This is a genomic window from Methylomicrobium sp. Wu6, assembly GCF_035916875.1.
Lineage (GTDB): Bacteria > Pseudomonadota > Gammaproteobacteria > Methylococcales > Methylomonadaceae > Methylomicrobium.
Window position 1 is genome coordinate 1 of record NZ_JAXUHN010000044.1, and the last position, 20144, is coordinate 20144.

Below are 20144 nucleotides of genomic sequence, written 5' to 3' on the forward strand. Positions count from 1 at the left end.
GAGCAGAAAAACTGGACCCACGCCAGGCAATTATTCGGCTACGACCGGCTGGACAAAGCCGCGCTGGTGCCGCTCATGAACGAGGTGTACAGCTCACTTTGGTGCCCCTTGCAGAATCATTTCTGTCCCAGCCTGAAACTTCAGCAAAAACATCGCGACGGCGCCAAGGTCGTCAAAAAATACCATGCTCCACAAACCCCTTACCAACGGGTGCTCGATCATCCTGACATCCCCGACTCCACCAAACAGGCCCTCCGGGAACACCATGCCAAGCTCAATCCATTTGCTCTCAAGGCCGCCATTGAGCAACAATTGAAACTCATTTTTTCACACGTCCAGGTTACCTCTAATGTGAGGCAACGACTTTGACCCTTCGGTTACCTTTTTCTATGAGGCAATACGGGGAGTCTTGACAAGGACTTAACACATGCTCCTCAAACAATCTGTTAAGTTCTACCGACAGCGTCCCGCAAGGTCGCGGAGCAGAAAGCATAACAGTATTAGCCGTCGAATCGTCTATAGTGTTTGTAAATCCGATACCAAAGCGCGGTATCGGGAACCAGGCAACATTTCATCCGGGAGAGTTTATGCGCAAATTAGCCGTTCAGTTGTCAATTGGGGCGCTATTGGCCGCATCGTACGCGCAAACATTGGCCGATCAGATCTACAAATGCAAAAATTCGGAAGGCCGCTTGATTTATCAAAAAACGCCTTGCTCCGCCAACGTCGAAACTCTCACATCTTGGACGCCGACCTTCAAAACCCAACCGGTTGTAGCCGCCGAAACAATTCCAGACGTCATGCCCCTGGCTCTGAAACAGCACGACAGCGGGCATTATTTTGTCGACGGCGAGATCAACGGCAAACCGCTCGTTTTTGTGATCGATACCGGCGCTTCGGTCGTATCACTGCCTGGAACAGCCGCGTCGGCGGCCGGTATCAATTGCAAGAAGGCTGCGAGGATGGAGACCGCGAACGGCATTACCGAAGCCTGTACCGCCGTGATCCCGGAACTTAAATTCGGCCATTTCGTGATTAAGGATGTGGAAAGCATGATCGTGCCGAATCTGAGCCAGCCTCTGCTCGGCATGAACATTCTCCAGCATTTCAAGATCGCGCAGGATAAGGGCGAGATGCGCATTTCCGCGCATTAGCCGGCGTCGCCCGGAATGATCGGGCGACGATGTTTCCACGCCGTCCAGGACAGGCCGCGGCTAAACCTGGCCGCGTCGCGAGCTTATCACTTCAATTTTGCAAGCCATGCCGGATCGATTCGGCAGCCGCCGACTTCGGGACGGTCGGCTATATCCTGTTCGAAATCCCGGTAAGTGGGCAATTGAAAGGCGATTCGGTTGATTTTGCCATCCGCGAATTCAAATTCGAGCGCGCCGCCTTTGGCCCTGGGACTGCCCTCCTTGGTGGTAAAGAGCAGGATGCCGATGCCCTTGCCTTGCTGTCCTGGCGCAGGACGCGCGCAGCTCAATTCGCCGATTTTAAGTCCCAGAAAAACCTCAGCCAGTTGCTTCGCGCCGACTTGAGCGCCCTCGCCCGGAATTGGCGAAACGGGCGAAGTTACCGGGACTACCGCCGAGGAAACCTCGGCGGAAGGCACTGGAGGCAAAGCGGTATTGACCGCCACAGGCGCTACGGGGGCGGTCGCCGCGGGCGGATTCAGCAGACTTTCCAGGCCGAAATCGCCCAAATGATTCTGCAGCAAGACCTTGCCGTTCACTTTGTCGGCCGCCATCAACAGCGGATACAATTGCCGCTCCATCTCGGCGGCCGAGGTATTTCTAAGCACCGCCAGCAATTGCCGCTCAATCGATTGCAGGGGCGAGAATAACTGTTCCTGTTGGCGGCTCGTCGCGCCGAGTTGATCCCAATCGGCGGGCGTATTGACTGCCAACCCCATCGCTTTCATCACCGCATAATCGTCTTCCGCGAGGCAGTTGCCGAAATTTTTCTTACGGTAACCCGCCATCGTTTTTGGGCGTATTTCGTTATCGAGCGCCTGCCGCCGATCGATATTGTAATTTTTCCAGTCGCCGCTATTCGCGAGGAAATAATACAACAGTGCATTACGGTCGAACTTGTTGAAGCCTAGCGCCTTGATGGTCAATTTCAATTTTCGGCAGTCCGTTTCGACATCCGAGTAATTTTTCCAGTCCGGCTTTAAATTTGGCTTGTCGGGATGCTGCGATTGTTCGATCAATTGCGCAAGATTGATGTTGCCCGCCACCGATATGATCGGCGACGGTCTCAGCTCCTCGAAAGACAAGTCGCGAGCGTCGGGCACGCCTTCGGGACCGGCGCGCAACAGCAGCGTCGACGCGATTTCGGGATAAACTTTCAGTTCTCCCAACGGTTTGGTTTCCGGGCCGAACAAATTGAAGCCGCCTTCGTCGATCTGAAAGACCTTGAATGCAGCCTGGTTCAGTTTACCTGTTTTGCCGCTGTAGACTGCTAAGCCCGGCAAAGAATGCGACTCGGAGCTTTGCTTTGCCGATGACTGATTTTGCACGGGTGCGTTTTGTTGATTGCTCTGGACCCACTGTCCGGCCATCTGCCCCATGATCGCAACGCCGAGTCCCGCGCCGGTCAACGCCAGGATGCCGCTCGCCGCATTCACATCGCCGACCAGACTCGAAACATCCAGATCGCTGTTCGCATTGGTATAGAAATCGTAATCGACCTGTGTTTCCTTGCCGGTATCGAGCCGCAGCCACGGCGTCAGATACAACTTTTTCGCGTCGAATTTGAAATTGCACTTGCCGGTAGCGGCTTGATACAGAAAACCGGACGCTTCGCCCTGGAATTTGACTACGTCGTTGCGAACGCGGTAAACCAGCGCGGCGGACAAATCGCCTTTTTGATAAGGCGCGAGGTCGGAACAGCCCCCTTTCAGGAAATTTTCGCCCTGAGCAGAGAATTCTGAAACCACCCGGACATAATAATCGTCGCCATCGATCGACTGAAAACCGGCCGGTGGCTGGAGGGGCTGCGCGGTCATTTCGGGGCGGTCTACCGCAATCTGGCGGGTTTCCGCGCAAGCTGTCAGCAAGACGGCGGCAAATAGTGTTAAATGTCGGAATGAACAGTGGTGAAGGGACATGCTGTAATCTTGGAAGCGCCGCTTGCACGGCGGATATTAAAACGATAGGAAACCCGAAGATTCTATCATCTTTCGCTTATGCGGTTAACGCCGATTTACGACCCACGCGGCATTGGCTCGAACCGAAAGCGCCGCCGATTGGTAAATCAACGCCAGGACTATTAAAATACCGGATTTGTTACGTTTCGGTCTGGTCACGGTAATGCAGTTTTATAAAACCCAGGAAAACGCCCCGGGGAAGTTCCCCGGCGAATCGACGCGGTTGTTTCCTGATCGCTTGACCGGTGGAGAAAGTTCTCGGCGGCAATTGGCTGGCGTGTTTCTATCGGTATTGTTGCTGCATATTGTGCTGATGGTTTACCTGCGTCGATCGCCCGAACCGGAATCGCGCGCGCAGCCTTTGGTGATGGATGTGGCGCTGATTGCCTCGCCGACGCCACCCCAGGCGAAACCGGCTCCGCCCGCGCCGCCGGTCGTACAGCCCAAACCCCAGCCCGCGCCGGTGAAACCCAAAAAAGCGCCGGCAATACCGAAGAAAAAGCCGATGATCCAGAAGCCGGTCAGTACGCCAGCGCCTGCACCTGAACCCGCGCCGGCGGCCGCGCGCCCCGCTGCGCCAATCAGTAGTCCGGCTCAGTCAAAGCCGGCGGCTGCGCCGGCAACGCCTCCTCAGCCGAAGACCGAACCCTTTACCGAAGCGAACTATCGAGCCAATTACAAATCCAATCCCAAGCCTGAGTATCCACGCACCGCGAAAAGCCGCGGCTGGCAGGGAAAAGTCTTACTGCGTGTCCAGGTCACCGCCGACGGCCATAGCGCAAGCGTTGAGGTGCAGCAAAGCAGCGGCCATGAATTGCTCGACGCCGCCGCGATCGAGGCGGTCAAGAACTGGACCTTCATTCCGGCCAAACGCGGCGACACGCCGGTCGCCAGCATGGTCACCGTGCCGATCCAATTCAAATTGAACGAATAATTCCCTGGAGAAATTAATGCCCTTGCAAATTCCGCCGTCGTTGATCATCGACGGAACCCTGTATATCTTGCTGATTTTTTCGGTGACGACCTGGACGATCATCGTGTTCAAGGCCTGGCAGTTCAGCCAAAACAGCCGCAACAATGCGCGTTACCTGGAGGTCTTTTGGGGCGCCCCGAATCTGGAAGCGGCTGAAAGTCTGCCTCCCGGCCTGGTGCGCGGCCCGAAGGCGAACATCGCGCAAAGCGGTTTCGCCTGGCTAGCCGACCTGAAACAAACCGGCGGCGCGGCGCTGAAATACCGAGGCGAGCCGGAAGCGTTGCTGGAGCAAGCCTTGCGCATCCAGACCCAACAGGAACTGCGGACGATGGAAAACGGCCTGACCCTGTTGGCCAGCATCGGCAGCACCGCGCCTTTCGTCGGCCTGTTCGGCACCGTACTCGGCATCATGAACGCCTTGCAGGACATCAGCAAGAGCGGCTCGGCGAGCCTCGATGTGGTCGCGGGCCCGATCGGCGATGCGCTGATCGCGACCGCGATCGGTATCGCGGTCGCGGTGCCGGCGGTGCTCGCCTACAACTATTATGTGAAACGCGCCAAGCAGCACCGGCTCGGCCTCGAAAATTTCGCCGACGGATTTCTGCATATAGCGTTCAATTCGGACGCTCACGCGAGGAAATGACATGGCCTTTAAAGCGCAATCGGATGACCAGGAAGCGGTCAGCGAAATCAACGTCACGCCGCTAGTCGATGTGATGCTGGTGCTGGTGATCATTCTGTTGGTCACCGCGCCCCTCCTAACCCAGTCGGTCAAGGTGAACCTGCCGAAAACCGCGCAGACAACGGCGGACGTGAAAGATCAGCCATTGCAGTTGGGCATCGACGCGCAGGGCGCGATCACACTGAATAAAAAACCGATCGCGGATACGACTGCGCTCGAAGCGGCTTTGAAAACCGAACTGACCCGCGATCCAGAAATTGCAGTGCACTTATACGCGGACCAGGCGGTCAACTATGGCACGGTCGCCGAGATCATGGCAGCAGTGCAGCATGCGGGAATTGCAAAGATGGGCTTTGTGACGGTCGAACAGTGAACAGACCCGATACGGAGCGCCAGCTTGTGTGGATTACTCAGGCCCTGTATGAATAGAATATAATCCGACTCCCGTAAGGATAAATGTCACCATGAAACTCAAAAACACCCTGCTCAGCCTTCTTCTTTCGATCTCCTGCGCCACTGTGGCGGACGACAAACTCCCGATCCGTATCGGCGTGCAGGCCACCGGCACGTCCGGCTGGGAACTGTCGGTTTTGGAACGCGCTCCTGAAAGGGGAGCGCAACGTTTCGCGGTGCAGACTCAGCAACTCGCGAACGCCGAGGCCGGAAAAATCGCACTACAATCCGGCGCGGTCGATATGATCATCTCGGACTGGATTTGGGTGTCCAGAATGCGCGCGGCGGGCTCCGATTTTACTTTTTATCCGTATTCGACCACCTCCGGCGCACTGATCGTTGCCGGTAATAGTCCGATCAAAGCGCTGTCCGATCTGAAGGGCAAACGTCTCGGCATTGCCGGCGGAGAGTTCGACAAAAACTGGCTGCTGCTGAAAGCGCTCGCCAAACGGCAACAGATCGATCTGGATGCGAGCGTCGAAAAAGTGTTCGGCGCCCCCCCCCTGATTGACGAACAATTGAAGCTCGGACGGATTGATGCCGCGCTTAACTACTGGCATTTCGCGGCGCGTCTGGAAGCCTTGGGTTACCGGCAAATCATAGACGGCAAAGGCATCCTGCAAGGACTCGGCATCACGGAGCCGGTAGCAAATCTCGGTTATGTGTTTAAACAAAGCTGGGCGGCGGCACATAAACAGGCGATAAACGATTTTCTGATGGCCACGGAAAGTGCGAAAAAGCAACTGTGCTCGGCGGATGAAACTTGGCGCGGCATAATTCCGCTGCTCAAGACCGATGACCCAGCCACCCGTGACAAACTCAGACAGCGCTATTGCGACGGCATTACGCAACCGGGGGGCAAAGCCGAGCGGCAGGCAGCGGAGCGCATCTATCTGCTGCTCCGTGAATTGAGCGGCAAACAGTTGACCGGCGATGCCGCGTCGTTACAGCCCGGCACCTTCTGGGCCCTCGACTAATCCCGGCGCATCTTGAGCAAACTGCAAAATTTTTTCCCGGCCCTGTCGCTGGCGGTCTTCCTCGCGGCATGGCAGGGCGTCGCGTTAGTATTGGACAGCACACTGCTGCCTTCGCCAGTGATCGTGGCCGGCGTCTTTTGGCTGGAATTGGTATCCGGGCAACTGGCTTACCATCTGGGCACGACTCTGATCCGCCTCATTGTCAGCTTCACGATCGCGATGCTGCTCGGCTCAGCAATCGGGCTTGCGCTTGGGCGCAACAAAAACCTGGATGCATTTTTCGACAACTGGCTGGTAATCTTTCTGAACATTCCGGCGCTGGTCACGATAATTCTTTGTTATGTCTGGTTCGGACTGACCGAAACCTCGGCGATACTGGCGGTCGTGATCAACAAGCTGCCGAACGTGATCGTGACGATCCGCGAAGGCGCCCGTGCGCTCGATCAGGATTTACTGGACATGGCGCGCTGCTATCGGCTCAACCGGCTCAACACGCTCAGGCATGTGATCTGGCCGCAATTGCACCCCTTCATGATGAGCGCGACCCGCTCCGGCTTGGCGCTGATCTGGAAAATCATCCTGATCGTCGAGCTCTTGGGCCGCAATAACGGCGTCGGCTTTCAACTGCATCTGTATTTTCAATTGTTCGATGTCGCCAGCATCCTGGCCTATTCGATCGCATTCGTGATCGTGATTCAGGGTATCGAGCACACGATTTTGAAACCGCTGGACAAAAAATCGCAACGGTGGCGCCGGTGACCGACATTCAGATCGACATCCGGCAAAAGGTTTACCCAGCCGTGGGTCAGGCCGCGCCGCATGCCGCGATCGCCAATTTTGAGCTGACCCTGAATGCCGGCGAATTTGTATGCCTGGTCGGCCCGTCCGGCTGCGGCAAGACCACGCTGCTGAACATCGTCGCCGCTCTCGATCAGGATTATGACGGAGAAATCCGTATTGATCGGCGGCAGGCGCGACCGAAGATAGGTTATATCTTTCAAAACCCGCGCCTTTTGCCCTGGCGCACGGTCAGAGAGAATATCGAACTGGTGTTGCAGGGCCGGGACGCCGCCGAGACGGTCGATTTTATGCTAGAGACGATGCAACTGACCCGCTTTCAGCATGTCTATCCGGAACGCCTGTCGCTCGGCATGAGTCGAAGGGTCGCGATCATCCGCGCCTTCGCGATCGACCCCGAACTCTTGCTGATGGACGAGCCGTTCGTGTCGCTCGACCCGCCAACCGCGCGGCAGGTCCGGGAGCTTTTACTGGAGCTTTGGCGGAAACGCCCGCACACCGTGTTGTTCGTCACGCATGACCTGCGCGAAGCGATCGCGCTGGCCGACCGGCTGATTTTCCTGTCGCCTTCGCCGATGTCGATTGCCGGCGATATTCGCGTATCGATACCGCGGCACTTGCGGCAGGATGAAACCGAAATCGAGGCGTTCCGGCGGCAGCTTTTGGACGGCGCACCCCATATAAAACAACTGCTGTAGCGGTCCGGCGCCGGGCTCCGATCATGCCAAATCGGGGGTTGCTAATTGCACAAATTTGCCCGATACTAGCACCGATCAGGCTTTGTGAAACGTTAAAACCAGTAGGGCTACCCTATACACCATCGGAGACACATCATTATGAAAAAAATAATTATTACGGGACTTCTGACCGCGGGTATCGCGCTTTGCTCATTTACCGCGTCTGCCGACGAAAAATATCCGGCCGCCGATTTCCAGCCGAAAGTCGTTTTCATCGATCAGGATGCAGGCGCGGCAGCATCGAGCAGCAGTGCATCTGCTTCAACGAAATGCGCGGGACAAACACCCGCTGCGAAGCAAACCGAATTCGATCCGAAATACCCGGCCTCCAGCTTCGAGCCTAAAGTGCTGTATCCTAACTAAGTCTCTTTTTTGCCTTGCCCCTTTTGGGAATAACACACCCTGAGGGTTCGAGATGTCGGGTTACGGCTGCGCCTAACCCGACCTACATCCCCAGCCCGGCTTTGTTCGCCGTGTCCGAATTCGAATCAGCCCTGATTTGACCTCAGTTCATGCAACTGCATGTTGATGATCTTCAGCGTCGCCATCACCCCCGCAAAGACCTGATTCGCATGCACGCCGCGCGTCTTGCGCAGTTCATTGCCGCAATCCCAGGTAATCACGCATTCGGTCAACGCATCGGTATGACCGCCTTTCGGGATTCTGACCTCGTAGTCGGCCAGTGCCGGCAGCGTGTAGTCATGCAGTTTCAACACCCTGTCCATCGCATCGATGAACGCATCGAAACCGCCGTTGCCGGAACCGGAGACCGAATGCTTCTCGCCGTTGACCTCGACGCGGATGCTTGCGGTCGACTCGAGATAGAGGCCGCTGGTGATCGAACAATTGAGCAGCCGGATGTGCTCATAACTCTTGCTTTCAAGCACGTCTGCGATGATGAAGGGCAGATCGTCGGTCGTAATCGTCTGCTTCGAATCGCCGAGCTGCACGATGCGCGCCAGCACCTTTTTCTGATTCTCCTCGGACAGCTCGACTTCCAGGAGCTCCAGATTCTTTTTCAGCGAGGCCTTACCGCTCATCTTGCCGAGCGCATAGCTGCGCGTGCGCGAGAAGCGTTCCGGGCTGAGCCGGGTCTTGTACAAGCCGCCCTTGTGATCGCCATCGGCATGAATGCCCGCGGTCTGGGTAAACACATCGGTGCCGATGATCGGCGCGTTCGCGGCCACGCGCTTGCCGGAAAAGTTCTCGACCATCTGGCTGATCCTGACGATATGGGTTTCGTCGATAGCCAACTGCATCGCCATCTTGTCGCGCAGCACGACCGCGACTTCCGCAAGAGAGGCGTTGCCCGCGCGCTCGCCAAGGCAATTGACCGTGCAATGCACCGAGCTGACGCCGGCGCGTACCGCCGCCATCACATTCGCGGTCGCGAGACCGTAATCGTTATGCGGATGAAAATCGAATAGCAGTGCCGGGTAGCGGGAGCACATATCGCCGATGCTTGCATAGACTTCGTCCGGCGACATCACGCCGAGCGTGTCCGGCAGCATGAAATGACTGATGCCGGCGTCCTTTAGGTTGTCCATCAGGCCGAACACATAATCCGGGCTATTCTGATAGCCGTTCGACCAGTCTTCGAGATAGACATTGACCTTCAGCCCTTTCTGCAGCGCGTAACCGATCGTTTGCAGAATATCCTGAGTGTGCTGCTCGAGCGTTTTTCCCAATTGCTCGCGGCAATGCTTTTCGCTGCCCTTGGTCAACAGATTGATCACATTGCCGCCGGTTTCGACAATCCAGTCCACACTGCGGGTATGATCGACAAAACCGAGCACTTCGACGCGGCCGGCAAAACCTTCCTGCAGAGCCCATTCATTGATGCTGGCCACCGCCTCTTTTTCGCCTTGCGAAACCCGAGCCGATGCGACCTCGATCCGATCCACGCGCAACCATTGCAAGAGAGCTTTCGCAATATTGACTTTTTCCGCGGGCGTGAACGAAACGCCCTGCGTCTGTTCGCCGTCGCGCAAGGTCGTGTCCATGAGCTGGATATATCGGGATTCTGTAGCCATAATCAAGGTTTTTGGGTCCTGGCGCGATCAGATATCAACCGCGCTGATCAAGTAGATATAAAACCTTTTATTTTACACCGATAGCGGGAAAACTTTAGCAACTAAATCATGGCGTTTTTACACAATTCCTTCGGATATGAAGCATAAACAACGTTGACGCTTCGCAAACGATTTTTCGGGCTCCATAATAAAAAAACGGGTGCCGGATCGTTTTGCATTCCGACACCCCGCTAAAACGTTGCCTTACAAACTTGGCTACTCAGCCCTTGACTTCGCATTGCTCGGAAAGCGGGTCCGGCGTTTTGCCGTTCTCGGCCGTGTTCACATACAGCACCAAATTGCCGAGGAAAGCGATCAGATCCTTCTGCTCGCTTTCGGAAAGCGCTTTAAATTTTTCGCTCGATTCTTCTGCTTCGCCGCCATGCAGTTCGATGGCATCCTTCAACGTAGTTGCACGACCGTCGTGCATCCAGGGTCCGGTACACGCGACGCCCCACAGTTCCCGCGTGCCGAAGATTGCCTTACTCTTGACCGGATCGTAAGGAGGATAAGATTCGGGCGGCAGAATTTTATTGATCGGGTCGTAGTTCACAAGACTCATATGGCCGCCGTACTCTTCATTCGGCTCCTCGCTGCCGTATTTCTCCGGCTCTTCCAGTTCGTCGACCCGTTCTGCTAAGTCCGGCCCCATCCAGTGCCGTTTCAAATCACCATATAAACGCACGATAGTCTTGCCGTTGTGTTTTTCGAACGCGCCGAGCAAGGTTTCCTTGCTTCCTTGGCAAAAGCGGTTATCCGGCTGATCCTTGGCCAAATCAAACTTGACCGGATGCTCCGGCTTTACGCCTTCGGCTTCCATATCGACCTGCACCTGGCCTTTTGTTTTGAAGAGCTTTCTATCATCGCGGTGATAGGGCGAATTGCTCGGTTCCTGAAACCCGCTGCTATCGAGAGTTAGCTCCGGCTTGTGACAGGTTGAGCAACCAATAGAATCGAATGCTTTTTCGCCGCGCTGAATTTGCTTACGTTCTTCGGGTTTCAGCTTTTGTTTGTTGGCGGCCAGGATGCCCAGATCGTCAAGCTCAATTTTGGTTACCGGCCGTGCTTGAGCCGCCATATAGACCGTAAATGCGGTCATGTCGCCAACGCTGAGTTCATTTTTTGATCCGTCATGATCTTCATCTACGTCTTTGCCGACCAATTCGACGCCTTGCATGCCGATTTCATTGTTGCCGGCATGGCGCATGAAATCGCGTAAAAAAGCGACGTTTTTCTTCCATTCGTAAGGACGCACCACTCCATCCGGCGAAACGCCTTCGAGTGCCGATTCTTGCGCAATGATATGCGCAGTACCTCCTTCGCAACCTATCGTTACCCGCCCAAAATTCACTCCTTTGGCAGTAAACGGCTCTGTTTTTTGGTTTTTTTCGGCGCAGGCCGCTTTGCTGGTTCTGGATATGGTATCCCTGATTTCATAACTCATTTCTTCAGCCAACCGCTGCAAGGCACCCAAGCCGAACACATGCGGTGTATTGCGCTGAATCGTCAAGGCGGGATTCTTCAACTGAGGAATGCGATGCACATTCACGGAAGTAGGTCCCGCTCCGTCATCGACCGGCTGGCTATGGCATGACCCGCAAGATTGCGCATTAGGCCCCGTCGGACGCATGACAAGACGAGTCATATCGCCCCATTCTCCCGGCGCATTCAAATCAGCGCGCGGTATTCGAGTATAGTGAGACGGCTCGTTGCCGCCGATAAAGGCGCCGCCGCCCTGCCCCATCGTAAATTTCGTGCCGAAGATCAGATCGCCATGTTCAAACGCATCCAGAAAGACTTCATCCCCCTTTCCGGCCATAATGCCGGACAACAATTCCTGCTGATCCATGGGGACATAACTCTTTTCCTCTTCTCCACCCTTCTTGGGGCAAGCGGTGATAGCGGGTTCGGTTGAGACGGGCGGGGGCGGCGGATTATTCGAACCGCCGCAACTCGATAATAGGATCACTGCCGGCAACAAGCTGTACGACTTTTTCATCAGACTCTCCTCTCAAGAAAATTTTTTAAGAAGGTCATGAAACCCTGCACAATTGCAACGTTTCAATGTCGACGCCATACAAAGGCACACTCAAGCGCTTTGCAGACCAAACCACGAAACTGCCTCTTCTCTTAAATGAAATGCCTGCCTAAAAAACCGTTATCCATAGATCCAACAAACTAACGTTTCGTTTTCACCTTATTCCATAAGGTTCGCATGCCCGGAATCTTAATTTAAGTATTCGGAATGGCCTCATGCGTCATACTATTGAACTAAGTCGTTAATATATAATTAATTAGTCGTTGGAATTTGCCGAGATTAGACAATTTTCGAGCCATCATTTAGCGCCTAATCACGATGCTTGTCAACTTATGTCTTTTACTATCCGATATGGCTCGACGCCATCAAAAAATTTCGCCTTGTCCTTTCCGATCTTTACGTTAATGCAGCGCATTAAAGCAACCGCCAGCCAATCAGAAAACCCAACAAGATAGCCGACGCCAGGACACATCCGACTCTGAGGCCAAGAGCATGACCGCCAATCACCCAAGATACCAGGCTCTTGAACCCGGAGTTGACCGTGACCGCAATCAGCACCGCGCGCCCGGCTACTGTAATGTCCAGCCCCCCATGCTTGCTCAATTGCGCCATCGACAAGGTAATCGGGTCGACATCGGCCACGCCTGAAATACTCGCCAGCACATAAGCCCCCATATCGCCGAACTGGATTTGCAGCACCTTCGACAGCAGCATGACCACCGACAAAAATAAGCCGAATTTCAGCGCCATGCCTAATTGGAAGGGGTTTTCGAGTGGAACTTCCTGGTTGTTTTGCAACGTTTTGGCGTTCAGCCAAAAAAGCAGCGCAAACAGATAGGTGAACAGACTCATCACCAGCATCGAGGACAGAATCTGTTGAAAGAAGGAGGGATTCAGGATCGACGCCAGCAGCAAAGTCCGCGCAAACATCGTCGCGCACGCGGTTAAAATACCCGCCGCCAGCGTATTAAGCATGCTGGGATCATTTTTCGCGAGGCGCGCCAGGTTGATGCTGACTGCGGTCGAAGACACTAGGCCGCCAAAGGCGCCGGTCACCACCGGCCCATGCCGGTCGCCCGCAATCCGTATCGCAAAATAACCGAGATACGAAATGCCCGCGATTAATACGACCATCCACCAGACATGATAGGGATTGAACACGCCCCACGGACCATAGCCCTGATCGGGCAAAACCGGCAGCATCACGACAGAAATCAGCAACAATTTCAACGTCGCCTCGAGTTCCTGCTGATCGAGCTTGCTGACCCAACCATGCAGTAACGGTTTGAAACCGAGCAGCAGCGTCGTGACGACAGCCGCCGCGGATGCCAGCACAACATGGCCGAACACAGCCAGAGCACCCAGAATGAAGGTCAGCAGCGAGGCAATTACGCTGGTTATGCCGACATCCTCGAATTTTTCGAGATTTTTGCTGTACGCAACCAGCAAGATCAACGCCAGGGCGATAAAAACAAAACCGATCAACAGCGGGCCGGCCTGTTTAGCAAGCATCGCGCTGACCCCGCCCAGAAGACTAATCAAACCGTAAGTGCGCAGACCCGCGATACGCATGCCCTCGCCGCGCTCGCGTTCACGCCAGCCACGCTCCAACCCGATCAGCAAGCCAAGCGCCAGCGCGATACCCAGTAACTTGAAGTTTTCCAAATCCGCCATGTCGTTTTCTTCAATTCCAGGACCATGTTGAAATGCACGCAAAAGAAAATTGGCATGCCTCTGCTCCCCATCGATAATACCTTAAAGGCAGCCGCGGCAAATATCCACAAAACCTGTGGATAACGTTGTTCATTGCGCGTTGATAAGAAATGCAAGCGCTTGCCTTGCTTGAGCAAGTGTCGGAATGGCCAAAAACTGACCAGGCTAAATCTTGCTCGATCAACAAAAATGCAGCCTCGATTCCGCAAAATCCGATCGAGGCTACGATTTCGATACGCTCGCTATGAGCTCTTTAACCTGGGTATTGAGTGGCATTGATTCATGAAAATTACCGCAAAAAAGGCCTCCGCCGCCATAACCCTCATCATTGCGCTGATCTTGACAACTCCGGTCTGCGGCCTGTTATTCGGCTGCGGCTGCGCTTGGCCGTGGTCCGGTTTCTTCTTCGGTTGCGATTACTTCGATCCGGCCGCCGAACATCGCTGCCCCTGGTGCGCATCAACATTCTCAGGCGGGCTGTCGGTCGTGCTCTCGGCCGCATTCGGCATGATCGCCGCCCTCGCGCCATTCACGGCGCCGACTCATAGAAGCGCATCGGAATATCTGCTCCGAATCGGCGCGGGAATGCTGATCTTTCTCTGTACTGCGATCCTCTCAGGCTGGCTCGCGGCCCACAGCCAGCATTACCCGTTCGCTCCGAGGGCGACTCAACACCCAGACTTGATCCGTCGCCGAATTAATGCTGATAAGTCCCAATCAATTCCGCATGCCCGATGACATGCCCGGCCATCGCGTTCTCGAGCTGGCTTTTATCTGGATTGTCCAAATCAGGCAATACCGCATCCAACGCATAGAGCTTGAAAAAATAACGATGCCTGCCGATCGGCGGACAGGGGCCGCCGTAACCCGTCCGTTTCCAGTCATTCAGACCATGCAAGGCGCCGACAGGCAGCTTTTCCGCCGCGGCAGGCAAGCCCGTAAACGAAGCCGGAATATTGTAAAGCACCCAATGCACCCAAACGAGCTTGGGCGCCGCAGGATCAGGCGCATCCGGATCATCGACGATCAACGCCAGGCTCTGCGTGCCGGCCGGGAGATTGGACCAGCTCAATGCCGGCGCCACATCCTCGCCATCACAGGTAAAACGTTTCGGAATTTCGCCCATGTGAACAAAATCCGAAGATTCAAGCTTCAAGTTCATGATTTTATTTTCCCCGGCAAAAGCCGTCTCCGCGAAAACGCAAAAAATCAACAACATCGCATGCGCAAAAAACAATCGACAAGGCCCTTTCATAATTTCTCCTCTAACAATGTCAATTCCCTCTTCCTGTTTTACTTACAGACGTCTTTATTATGACTCGCAAGCGCATGCAGACGCTACTATTTGATAGTCATGCCGTTAATAAATTCCTGCGGCCTGAAAACTCTCTTCACCCCGCGACTTTTATCAATTAAATGCCTCTAGAAATCAATGGATCATACGAATACCGCCAGACCATACCCATGCCGCCCAAGACTATATGCAAAATAATTTTATCCCTATTAAAAAAAACATTGACGGAGGCCCGCTCCATCGTTATCATAGGCAGCTCTTCAAGGGTGGCTGAGAAAGTCACAAGCCAGATAAGGAAGACACACGGGGTATAGCGCAGCCTGGTAGCGCGCCTGCTTTGGGAGCAGGATGTCGGGGGTTCAAATCCCTCTACCCCGACCATTAGCGCTTGTAGCTCAGCCGGATAGAGCATCGGCCTTCTAAGCCGAGGGTCGCAGGTTCGAGTCCTGCCAAGCGCGCCATTTCTTGATATGTTTGTTTTTTCTATAATGGTGAGCGTAGCTCAGTTGGTAGAGTGCAGGATTGTGATTCCTGTTGTCGCGGGTTCGAGCCCCGTCGTTCACCCCAATTAATAAATCACTTAAGCCTCATCTCACCGATCTTTACTTTCGATCTGGTGCCCCCCCCCTCAAAGATTCACCTATTTACAGTTTAGCACTGTAAATGCCAGCCGTCTTTGCAGGCTTTTACGCTAGATTCCTGCTTTCCGTTAACCTTCCTGCTGTATCGCAACCGCGTTTTTCTCTTCAATGCCGGATATTTTTGCGATTAACCCCAACTATTTAATCGCGGGACTCAGCGGTTAGTAACGCACCTTATCGTTTTTTTCGGTCCAGACGGCAAACGGCCGGCACGCATCCGGCAGGTCGAGACGCAGCATCGCAATCCGGCGTTCGGCAGGCTCGATCGCCAGTTCGTCATAAATGAAGCTGTCATCGAATTGGGCAGCAGCCGCATCATGCCTGTCGCAAGCAAAATAGACTTTTTGCAACCGGGCCCAATAGATTGCGCCGAGGCACATCGGACAAGGTTCGCAACTGCTATAAAGAATGCAGTCGGTAAGTTGAAAGTCCTGCAATTTCCGGCAGGCGAGCCGAATCGCCATGATTTCGGCGTGCGCGGTCGGATCGAGATCGACTGTTACCCGATTGCCGCTGCCGGCGATCACTTCACCGTTTCTGACGATGAGCGCCCCATAAGGCCCGCCCTGCCCCGACTCGACATTCTGCACCGCCAGATCGATCGCCTGTTGCAAGAATTGCTTATGTAGCGTCATAAACCCAGAGGATTGTTTGGGTCGATGCCATCCATGAACGGCAGGCGGCGGTCCTGATTAGTCAACTGATAAACCTTGCCGAGCCAGTTGTCGAACACGGCCCTGGCGGTGTCGCGCCAAGTGTTGTCGATCATCTCGAGCACCTGATTTTCCGGAAATTCGTCCAAACTTCCGCCAGTTTCTCGCGCCGCGATCACATGCTGCCGATAGTCGCTGAAGATCCGCTGCGCCTCCGGCGTGAAATAATTGACCGGAAACGGCGGATACTCGTCGACTTCGCCGCGATGGTAGCGCAATACCTCGCGCTTGTACTCCTTCAGCAGGCTGATGTCGTCGTATTCGGGATGGCCCTGAAAAAACACGATCCGAAAGCCGTCCGGGCTGACCGCCAGATGCACGCCCGCCTCCGGACTGGCCGCCAGCACCTTCAATCCCTTCGCTTCCATGTCCTTCTGAAAAATTTCATTGAAGCGCGAATGCGGCACATCGAAGCGCGTGTTGATTTCGGCAACCAACGGATGCGTGCGGGTGGTCAGGCGATGCGCATAGACGCCCCAGCGCTTGGCCGGCAGACGGGTGCGCTCGATGCCGTAGCAATACTCGATCAACGCATGCGTCGCGAGACACGAACACAACACCGACGTCACATTTTCCTTGGCCCAGGCAAATACCTCGGTCAACGGTTGCCAAAAATCTTCCTCGGGCAGGTGCGGATGGGTTACGTTCGCGCCGCTGATGATCAGCGCATCCAGACCGTCCTGTTTGATTTTTTCGAAAGGCTCGTAATATTTGGCGATATGCGCCTTGGCCGCTTCGCCTCGCGGCAAGCCGTCGATCGTAAAAGGATGCACATGAAACTGCGCGATCTGGTTACAGGCGCCGACCAGACGGAAAAACTGCCGTTCGGTCGCTTCCAGTGCCGCATCGGGCATGATGTTCAAGAGTCCGATATGCATCTCGCGAATGTCCTGATGGCTGGCGCGATCAACCTCCAGGATCACCTCACCTTCCTCTTTAAGCCGGGCGAATGTCGGTAAATCGGTATGAGCAACTAACGGCATCGTCTGAATCCGTCACTGCCGGGCCGCAATCGCGGAGGCGACCAGGCGGATAAAATCGTCTTCATCCTGCACCTTTGCCGCATCGTGCGCTTTGATCGTATAACCGTATTGGTCTGCGATCGCCTGGTAGCGCGGCAGTCTGGATTGATACAACTCCGGAAACACCCAGGTCACAAATTCATCGGGCGGTATCGCATCGGTCGATGCATAGTCTTTTTTCGCCATGAATTCGGCGAGCTTGTCGTCGAGGAAGGCTTCACGGTAATAGAGCGGCTTCGGATCGGTCTTGGAGCGCTCGATAATAGTTTGCTCCAGATCATTCGGTATTTCGATATACACAATCAGCGTATGCCGGGCAAGTGTTTCGATCACCTCCGGACAATCGAGCTCACACACGCTACCGCCGGCATCATTGATGAAGTGCTTGTAGCCGTAAATATCCTCTGCCTTGCGAATGAAATCCGGCACATCGTTCATCGCGCACACTTCGGCCTGATGATGCAGCCGTTGCCGGCGCTTGAATTCCTCGATCGACAGTCCATGCAATGCCGGATTGCCGAGTTTGCCGAGAAAACTCGACACCGGAGCCAGATTTTCGACCGTGATGTTGTTGCTGATCCGGATCGAATCGGACAGCAGCAGATCGCGAAGGAACGGCACATGCATCGCCTGGCGCTTGATATTGTCCATGATCGGCTCCTCGAGATAGCGGGTGCCGATCCGGTAGTCGCCCGAATAGTGAAACCACTTGGCCTTGGGGAGTTTGTTCGCGAGCGTGGTCTTGCCGGCGCCGGACATCGCGAGCAAGGTGATCCGTTTCGTCTCCCAATCCAGGAACTCCTGGGGGTCCATTCTCATAATGTCGTTTCCTGTTTAATCTAAATAATCCTCGAAATCGATATCCTCGGGGTTGCGCCGATGCTCGTCCAGGTCGGTATAACCCAGATCGTCGTCTTCGAGATCGTCGAAAGGCGCGCTCCAGTCCTCCGGTTCTTCGATAAAATCGAAGGTCGAATTATACCAGCTCTCGTGATCGTATTCGCCGATGTCGCCGTCGAGATACTGCACCTCGATCGAATCTTCGTTGTCTTCGATGTTGATGACTTTGAAGGTCAGATTGTTTTCCAAATCCTTGTACCAGTTTCCTACGATAGGATCTGCCACGGTTGCCATAAGAGTTACCTCGATAAAAAATTGTGCTGTATGGGATCAAAAACGGCAGGCTTTCAATCGCGCCCCCGGCCGATAGCGCGGAATCATCGTTTCCCTGATGATGGTATGGATGCATCCTGCCCGGATGAGGTTCAACCGGGCCGACAGTAACGATAGTTATAGAGGAAGAGCTGCTTTCTTGCAAGATTGGGCTGTGCTACGATGCACTCACTCATGACTCTTCAGCAGGCCTCACCATGCAGGAATTATTTATCGGCGGACAGAGTGGCGTCAAGGTCTTATTGAATGCCGCGATGGGCAACCGGCACGGCATGATTTCCGGCGCGACCGGCACCGGCAAGACCGTAACCTTGCAAGTCTTGGCCGAAGGTTTTTCGAAAATCGGGGTGCCGGTGTTTCTGGCCGACATCAAGGGCGATCTGTCCGGCATCGCCAATCCCGGTCAGGCCAATGACAATATCAGCGAGCGCGTGCGACAAACGGGCATGACCTCCTTCCAGCCGCGCGCCAATCCGACCGTGCTCTGGGACGTGTTCGGCAAAAGCGGCCATCCAGTGCGCACCACGATCGCCGACATCGGGCCGCTGTTGCTGAGCAATCTTTTGGAACTGAACGACACGCAAAGCGGCGTGCTCTACAGTTGTTTTAAAATCGCCGACGACAACGGCCTACTGCTGCTCGACTTGAAAGACCTGCGCGCGCTACTGACCTGGATGGGCGAGCATGCGAAGGAACTGCAGGCCGAATATGGCACGATCGCGTCCTCAAGCCTCGGCGCGATCCAGCGGCAACTCCTGGTGCTCGAACATCAGGGCGCCGAAAATTTCTTCGGCGAGCCAGCGCTGAATCTCGAAGACATCATGAAAATCGACTTCTCCGGCAACGGCGTGATCAGCCTTCTGGACGCGACCGAATTGACGACCAAGTCGCCGCGCCTGTATGCGACCTTCTTGCTCTGGCTGCTCGCCGAACTGTACGAAAACCTGCCCGAAGCCGGCGACGCCGACCGGCCGAAGCTGGTACTGTTTTTCGACGAGGCGCATCTAATGTTCGAGCAGGCGCCGAAAGCGCTGACCGACAAGATCGAACAGATCGTCCGCCTGATCCGTTCGAAAGGCGTCGGCGTGTATTTCATCAGCCAAAGTCCGCTCGATGTTCCGGAAGACATTCTCGGCCAGCTCGGGCTCAAAATCCAGCATGCGCTCCGGGCGTTCACGCCGAAAGACCAGGCGGTCGTGAAGAGCGTCGCGGGAACCTTCCGCGCCAATCCGTCCCTCGATACCGAAGCCGCGATTCTGGAACTGAAGAAGGGCGAGGCGTTGGTTTCGGTGCTCAATGAAGACGGCAGCCCGACGCCGGTTGAACGCGTCTTCATTCGTCCGCCGGAATCGCAAATCGGGCCGTTGACCGACGCACAGCGCCAGGACATGCTCAACCGCTCGCCGTTTAAAGGCCGATACGACCAGGCAGTCGACCGCGAATCCGCTTACGAATTGCTCAAGCAAAAAGCCCAATTGGCCAGCGCGGCTGACCTCGAGGACATTCAGTCCAAGGTCGCCCGGAAAGATTCAAGCTCCCCTCGTCAAACCCGCAGCCGCGAAACCGCGACCGAAGCACTGCTCAAAAGCGCCGCGCGCAGCATCGGTAGTCAAGTCGGACGACAAATCGTGCGCGGGGTGTTGGGGTCTTTGTTGGGCGGGCGGCGTTGACGCGAACAGGAGCAATTGACGTATCCTCATCTCGGGT

Annotated in this window: 19 protein-coding genes, 3 tRNA genes and 1 pseudogene; 14 read left to right on the top strand and 9 right to left on the bottom strand. The window is 55.0% G+C overall.

The window, feature by feature from the left end:
* Both U2W12_RS03280 and U2W12_RS03285 read left to right on the top strand, forming a co-directional pair.
* Positions 1-369: pseudogene (locus tag U2W12_RS03280) on the top strand (integrase); the annotation flags it as partial.
* Positions 370-587: 218 nt separating this feature from the next.
* Positions 588-1154, top strand: a complete 567-nt coding sequence (locus U2W12_RS03285; RefSeq protein ID WP_326499242.1) for a TIGR02281 family clan AA aspartic protease — start codon at positions 588-590, stop codon at positions 1152-1154.
* A gap of 86 nt (positions 1155-1240) precedes the next feature.
* Here U2W12_RS03285 and U2W12_RS03290 read toward each other — a convergent pair whose 3' ends face one another.
* Entirely contained in the window at positions 1241-3112 is a 1872-nt protein-coding gene (locus U2W12_RS03290; protein ID WP_326499243.1) for a hypothetical protein, read from the bottom strand.
* Positions 3113-3314: 202 nt separating this feature from the next.
* On the opposite strand from U2W12_RS03290, the gene U2W12_RS03295 reads away from it, so the two are divergent.
* The 7 genes from U2W12_RS03295 to U2W12_RS03325 all read left to right on the top strand — a co-directional run bounded on the left by U2W12_RS03295 (position 3315) and on the right by U2W12_RS03325 (position 8134).
* Complete coding sequence (locus U2W12_RS03295) at positions 3315-4085, top strand: energy transducer TonB (protein ID WP_326499244.1); 771 nt, start codon at positions 3315-3317, stop codon at positions 4083-4085.
* Between the two features lie 16 nt (positions 4086-4101).
* Positions 4102-4767: a MotA/TolQ/ExbB proton channel family protein gene (locus U2W12_RS03300; RefSeq protein ID WP_326499245.1), complete on the top strand. Its 666-nt coding sequence runs from the start codon at positions 4102-4104 to the stop codon at positions 4765-4767.
* Between the two features lies 1 nt (position 4768).
* Positions 4769-5179 carry a biopolymer transporter ExbD gene (locus tag U2W12_RS03305; protein WP_326499246.1) on the top strand — a complete coding sequence of 137 codons (411 nt, stop codon included), beginning with the start codon at positions 4769-4771 and terminating at the stop codon, positions 5177-5179.
* A 91-nt stretch (positions 5180-5270) separates the two neighbouring features.
* Positions 5271-6236, top strand: a complete 966-nt coding sequence (locus tag U2W12_RS03310) for an ABC transporter substrate-binding protein (protein WP_326499247.1) — start codon at positions 5271-5273, stop codon at positions 6234-6236.
* Positions 6237-6248: 12 nt separating this feature from the next.
* Positions 6249-6995: an ABC transporter permease gene (locus U2W12_RS03315; RefSeq protein ID WP_326499248.1), complete on the top strand. Its 747-nt coding sequence runs from the start codon at positions 6249-6251 to the stop codon at positions 6993-6995.
* Positions 6992-7732 carry an ATP-binding cassette domain-containing protein gene (locus U2W12_RS03320; protein ID WP_326499249.1) on the top strand — a complete coding sequence of 247 codons (741 nt, stop codon included), beginning with the start codon at positions 6992-6994 and terminating at the stop codon, positions 7730-7732. The genes U2W12_RS03315 and U2W12_RS03320 overlap by 4 nt, the downstream gene beginning before the upstream one ends.
* 138 nt (positions 7733-7870) lie before the next feature.
* The gene (locus U2W12_RS03325; RefSeq protein WP_326499250.1) at positions 7871-8134 is read left to right on the top strand and encodes a hypothetical protein; all 264 of its coding nucleotides are present in this window, start codon (positions 7871-7873) and stop codon (positions 8132-8134) included.
* Between the two features lie 125 nt (positions 8135-8259).
* On the opposite strand, the gene U2W12_RS03330 is transcribed toward U2W12_RS03325, so the two are convergent.
* The 3 genes from U2W12_RS03330 to U2W12_RS03340 form a co-directional block, all read right to left on the bottom strand.
* Complete coding sequence (locus U2W12_RS03330) at positions 8260-9804, bottom strand: alpha-isopropylmalate synthase regulatory domain-containing protein (RefSeq protein WP_326499251.1); 1545 nt, start codon at positions 9802-9804, stop codon at positions 8260-8262.
* A 259-nt stretch (positions 9805-10063) separates the two neighbouring features.
* On the bottom strand, positions 10064-11842 hold the full coding sequence (locus tag U2W12_RS03335) for a di-heme oxidoredictase family protein (RefSeq protein ID WP_326499252.1): 1779 nt from the start codon (positions 11840-11842) through the stop codon (positions 10064-10066).
* Between the two features lie 453 nt (positions 11843-12295).
* The gene (locus tag U2W12_RS03340; RefSeq protein WP_326499253.1) at positions 12296-13555 is read right to left on the bottom strand and encodes an MgtC/SapB family protein; all 1260 of its coding nucleotides are present in this window, start codon (positions 13553-13555) and stop codon (positions 12296-12298) included.
* Between the two features lie 321 nt (positions 13556-13876).
* On the opposite strand from U2W12_RS03340, the gene U2W12_RS03345 reads away from it, so the two are divergent.
* Positions 13877-14332: a hypothetical protein gene (locus tag U2W12_RS03345; RefSeq protein ID WP_326499254.1), complete on the top strand. Its 456-nt coding sequence runs from the start codon at positions 13877-13879 to the stop codon at positions 14330-14332.
* Here U2W12_RS03345 and U2W12_RS03350 read toward each other — a convergent pair.
* The gene (locus U2W12_RS03350) at positions 14292-14756 is read right to left on the bottom strand and encodes a YbhB/YbcL family Raf kinase inhibitor-like protein (protein ID WP_326499255.1); all 465 of its coding nucleotides are present in this window, start codon (positions 14754-14756) and stop codon (positions 14292-14294) included. The two genes, U2W12_RS03345 and U2W12_RS03350, sit on opposite strands and share 41 nt — an antisense overlap.
* Before the next feature lie 436 nt (positions 14757-15192).
* Between U2W12_RS03350 and U2W12_RS03355 the strand changes: the two genes are divergently transcribed.
* From U2W12_RS03355 to U2W12_RS03365, 3 genes are all read left to right on the top strand, one after another.
* Positions 15193-15269 (top strand) — tRNA-Pro (locus U2W12_RS03355).
* 3 nt (positions 15270-15272) lie between these two features.
* Positions 15273-15349 (top strand) — tRNA-Arg (locus tag U2W12_RS03360).
* Positions 15350-15379: 30 nt separating this feature from the next.
* Positions 15380-15455 (top strand) — tRNA-His (locus tag U2W12_RS03365).
* 235 nt (positions 15456-15690) lie between these two features.
* On the opposite strand, the gene U2W12_RS03370 is transcribed toward U2W12_RS03365, so the two are convergent.
* Genes U2W12_RS03370 through U2W12_RS03385 form a run of 4 tightly spaced genes read right to left on the bottom strand, consistent with a single transcriptional unit; the run spans position 15691 to position 18398 of the window.
* The gene (locus U2W12_RS03370; RefSeq protein ID WP_326499256.1) at positions 15691-16164 is read right to left on the bottom strand and encodes a nucleoside deaminase; all 474 of its coding nucleotides are present in this window, start codon (positions 16162-16164) and stop codon (positions 15691-15693) included.
* A complete protein-coding gene (locus U2W12_RS03375) occupies positions 16161-17225 on the bottom strand; it encodes a homoserine O-succinyltransferase (protein WP_326499257.1) in 1065 nt (354 codons plus the stop codon). The genes U2W12_RS03370 and U2W12_RS03375 overlap by 4 nt, the downstream gene beginning before the upstream one ends.
* A gap of 12 nt (positions 17226-17237) precedes the next feature.
* Entirely contained in the window at positions 17238-18083 is an 846-nt protein-coding gene (locus U2W12_RS03380; protein ID WP_326499258.1) for an ATPase, read from the bottom strand.
* 15 nt (positions 18084-18098) lie between these two features.
* The gene (locus tag U2W12_RS03385) at positions 18099-18398 is read right to left on the bottom strand and encodes a DUF6763 family protein (RefSeq protein ID WP_326499259.1); all 300 of its coding nucleotides are present in this window, start codon (positions 18396-18398) and stop codon (positions 18099-18101) included.
* A gap of 236 nt (positions 18399-18634) precedes the next feature.
* Between U2W12_RS03385 and U2W12_RS03390 the strand changes: the two genes are divergently transcribed.
* Positions 18635-20107, top strand: a complete 1473-nt coding sequence (locus tag U2W12_RS03390) for a helicase HerA-like domain-containing protein (protein WP_326499260.1) — start codon at positions 18635-18637, stop codon at positions 20105-20107.
* Positions 20108-20144 lie beyond the last annotated feature (37 nt).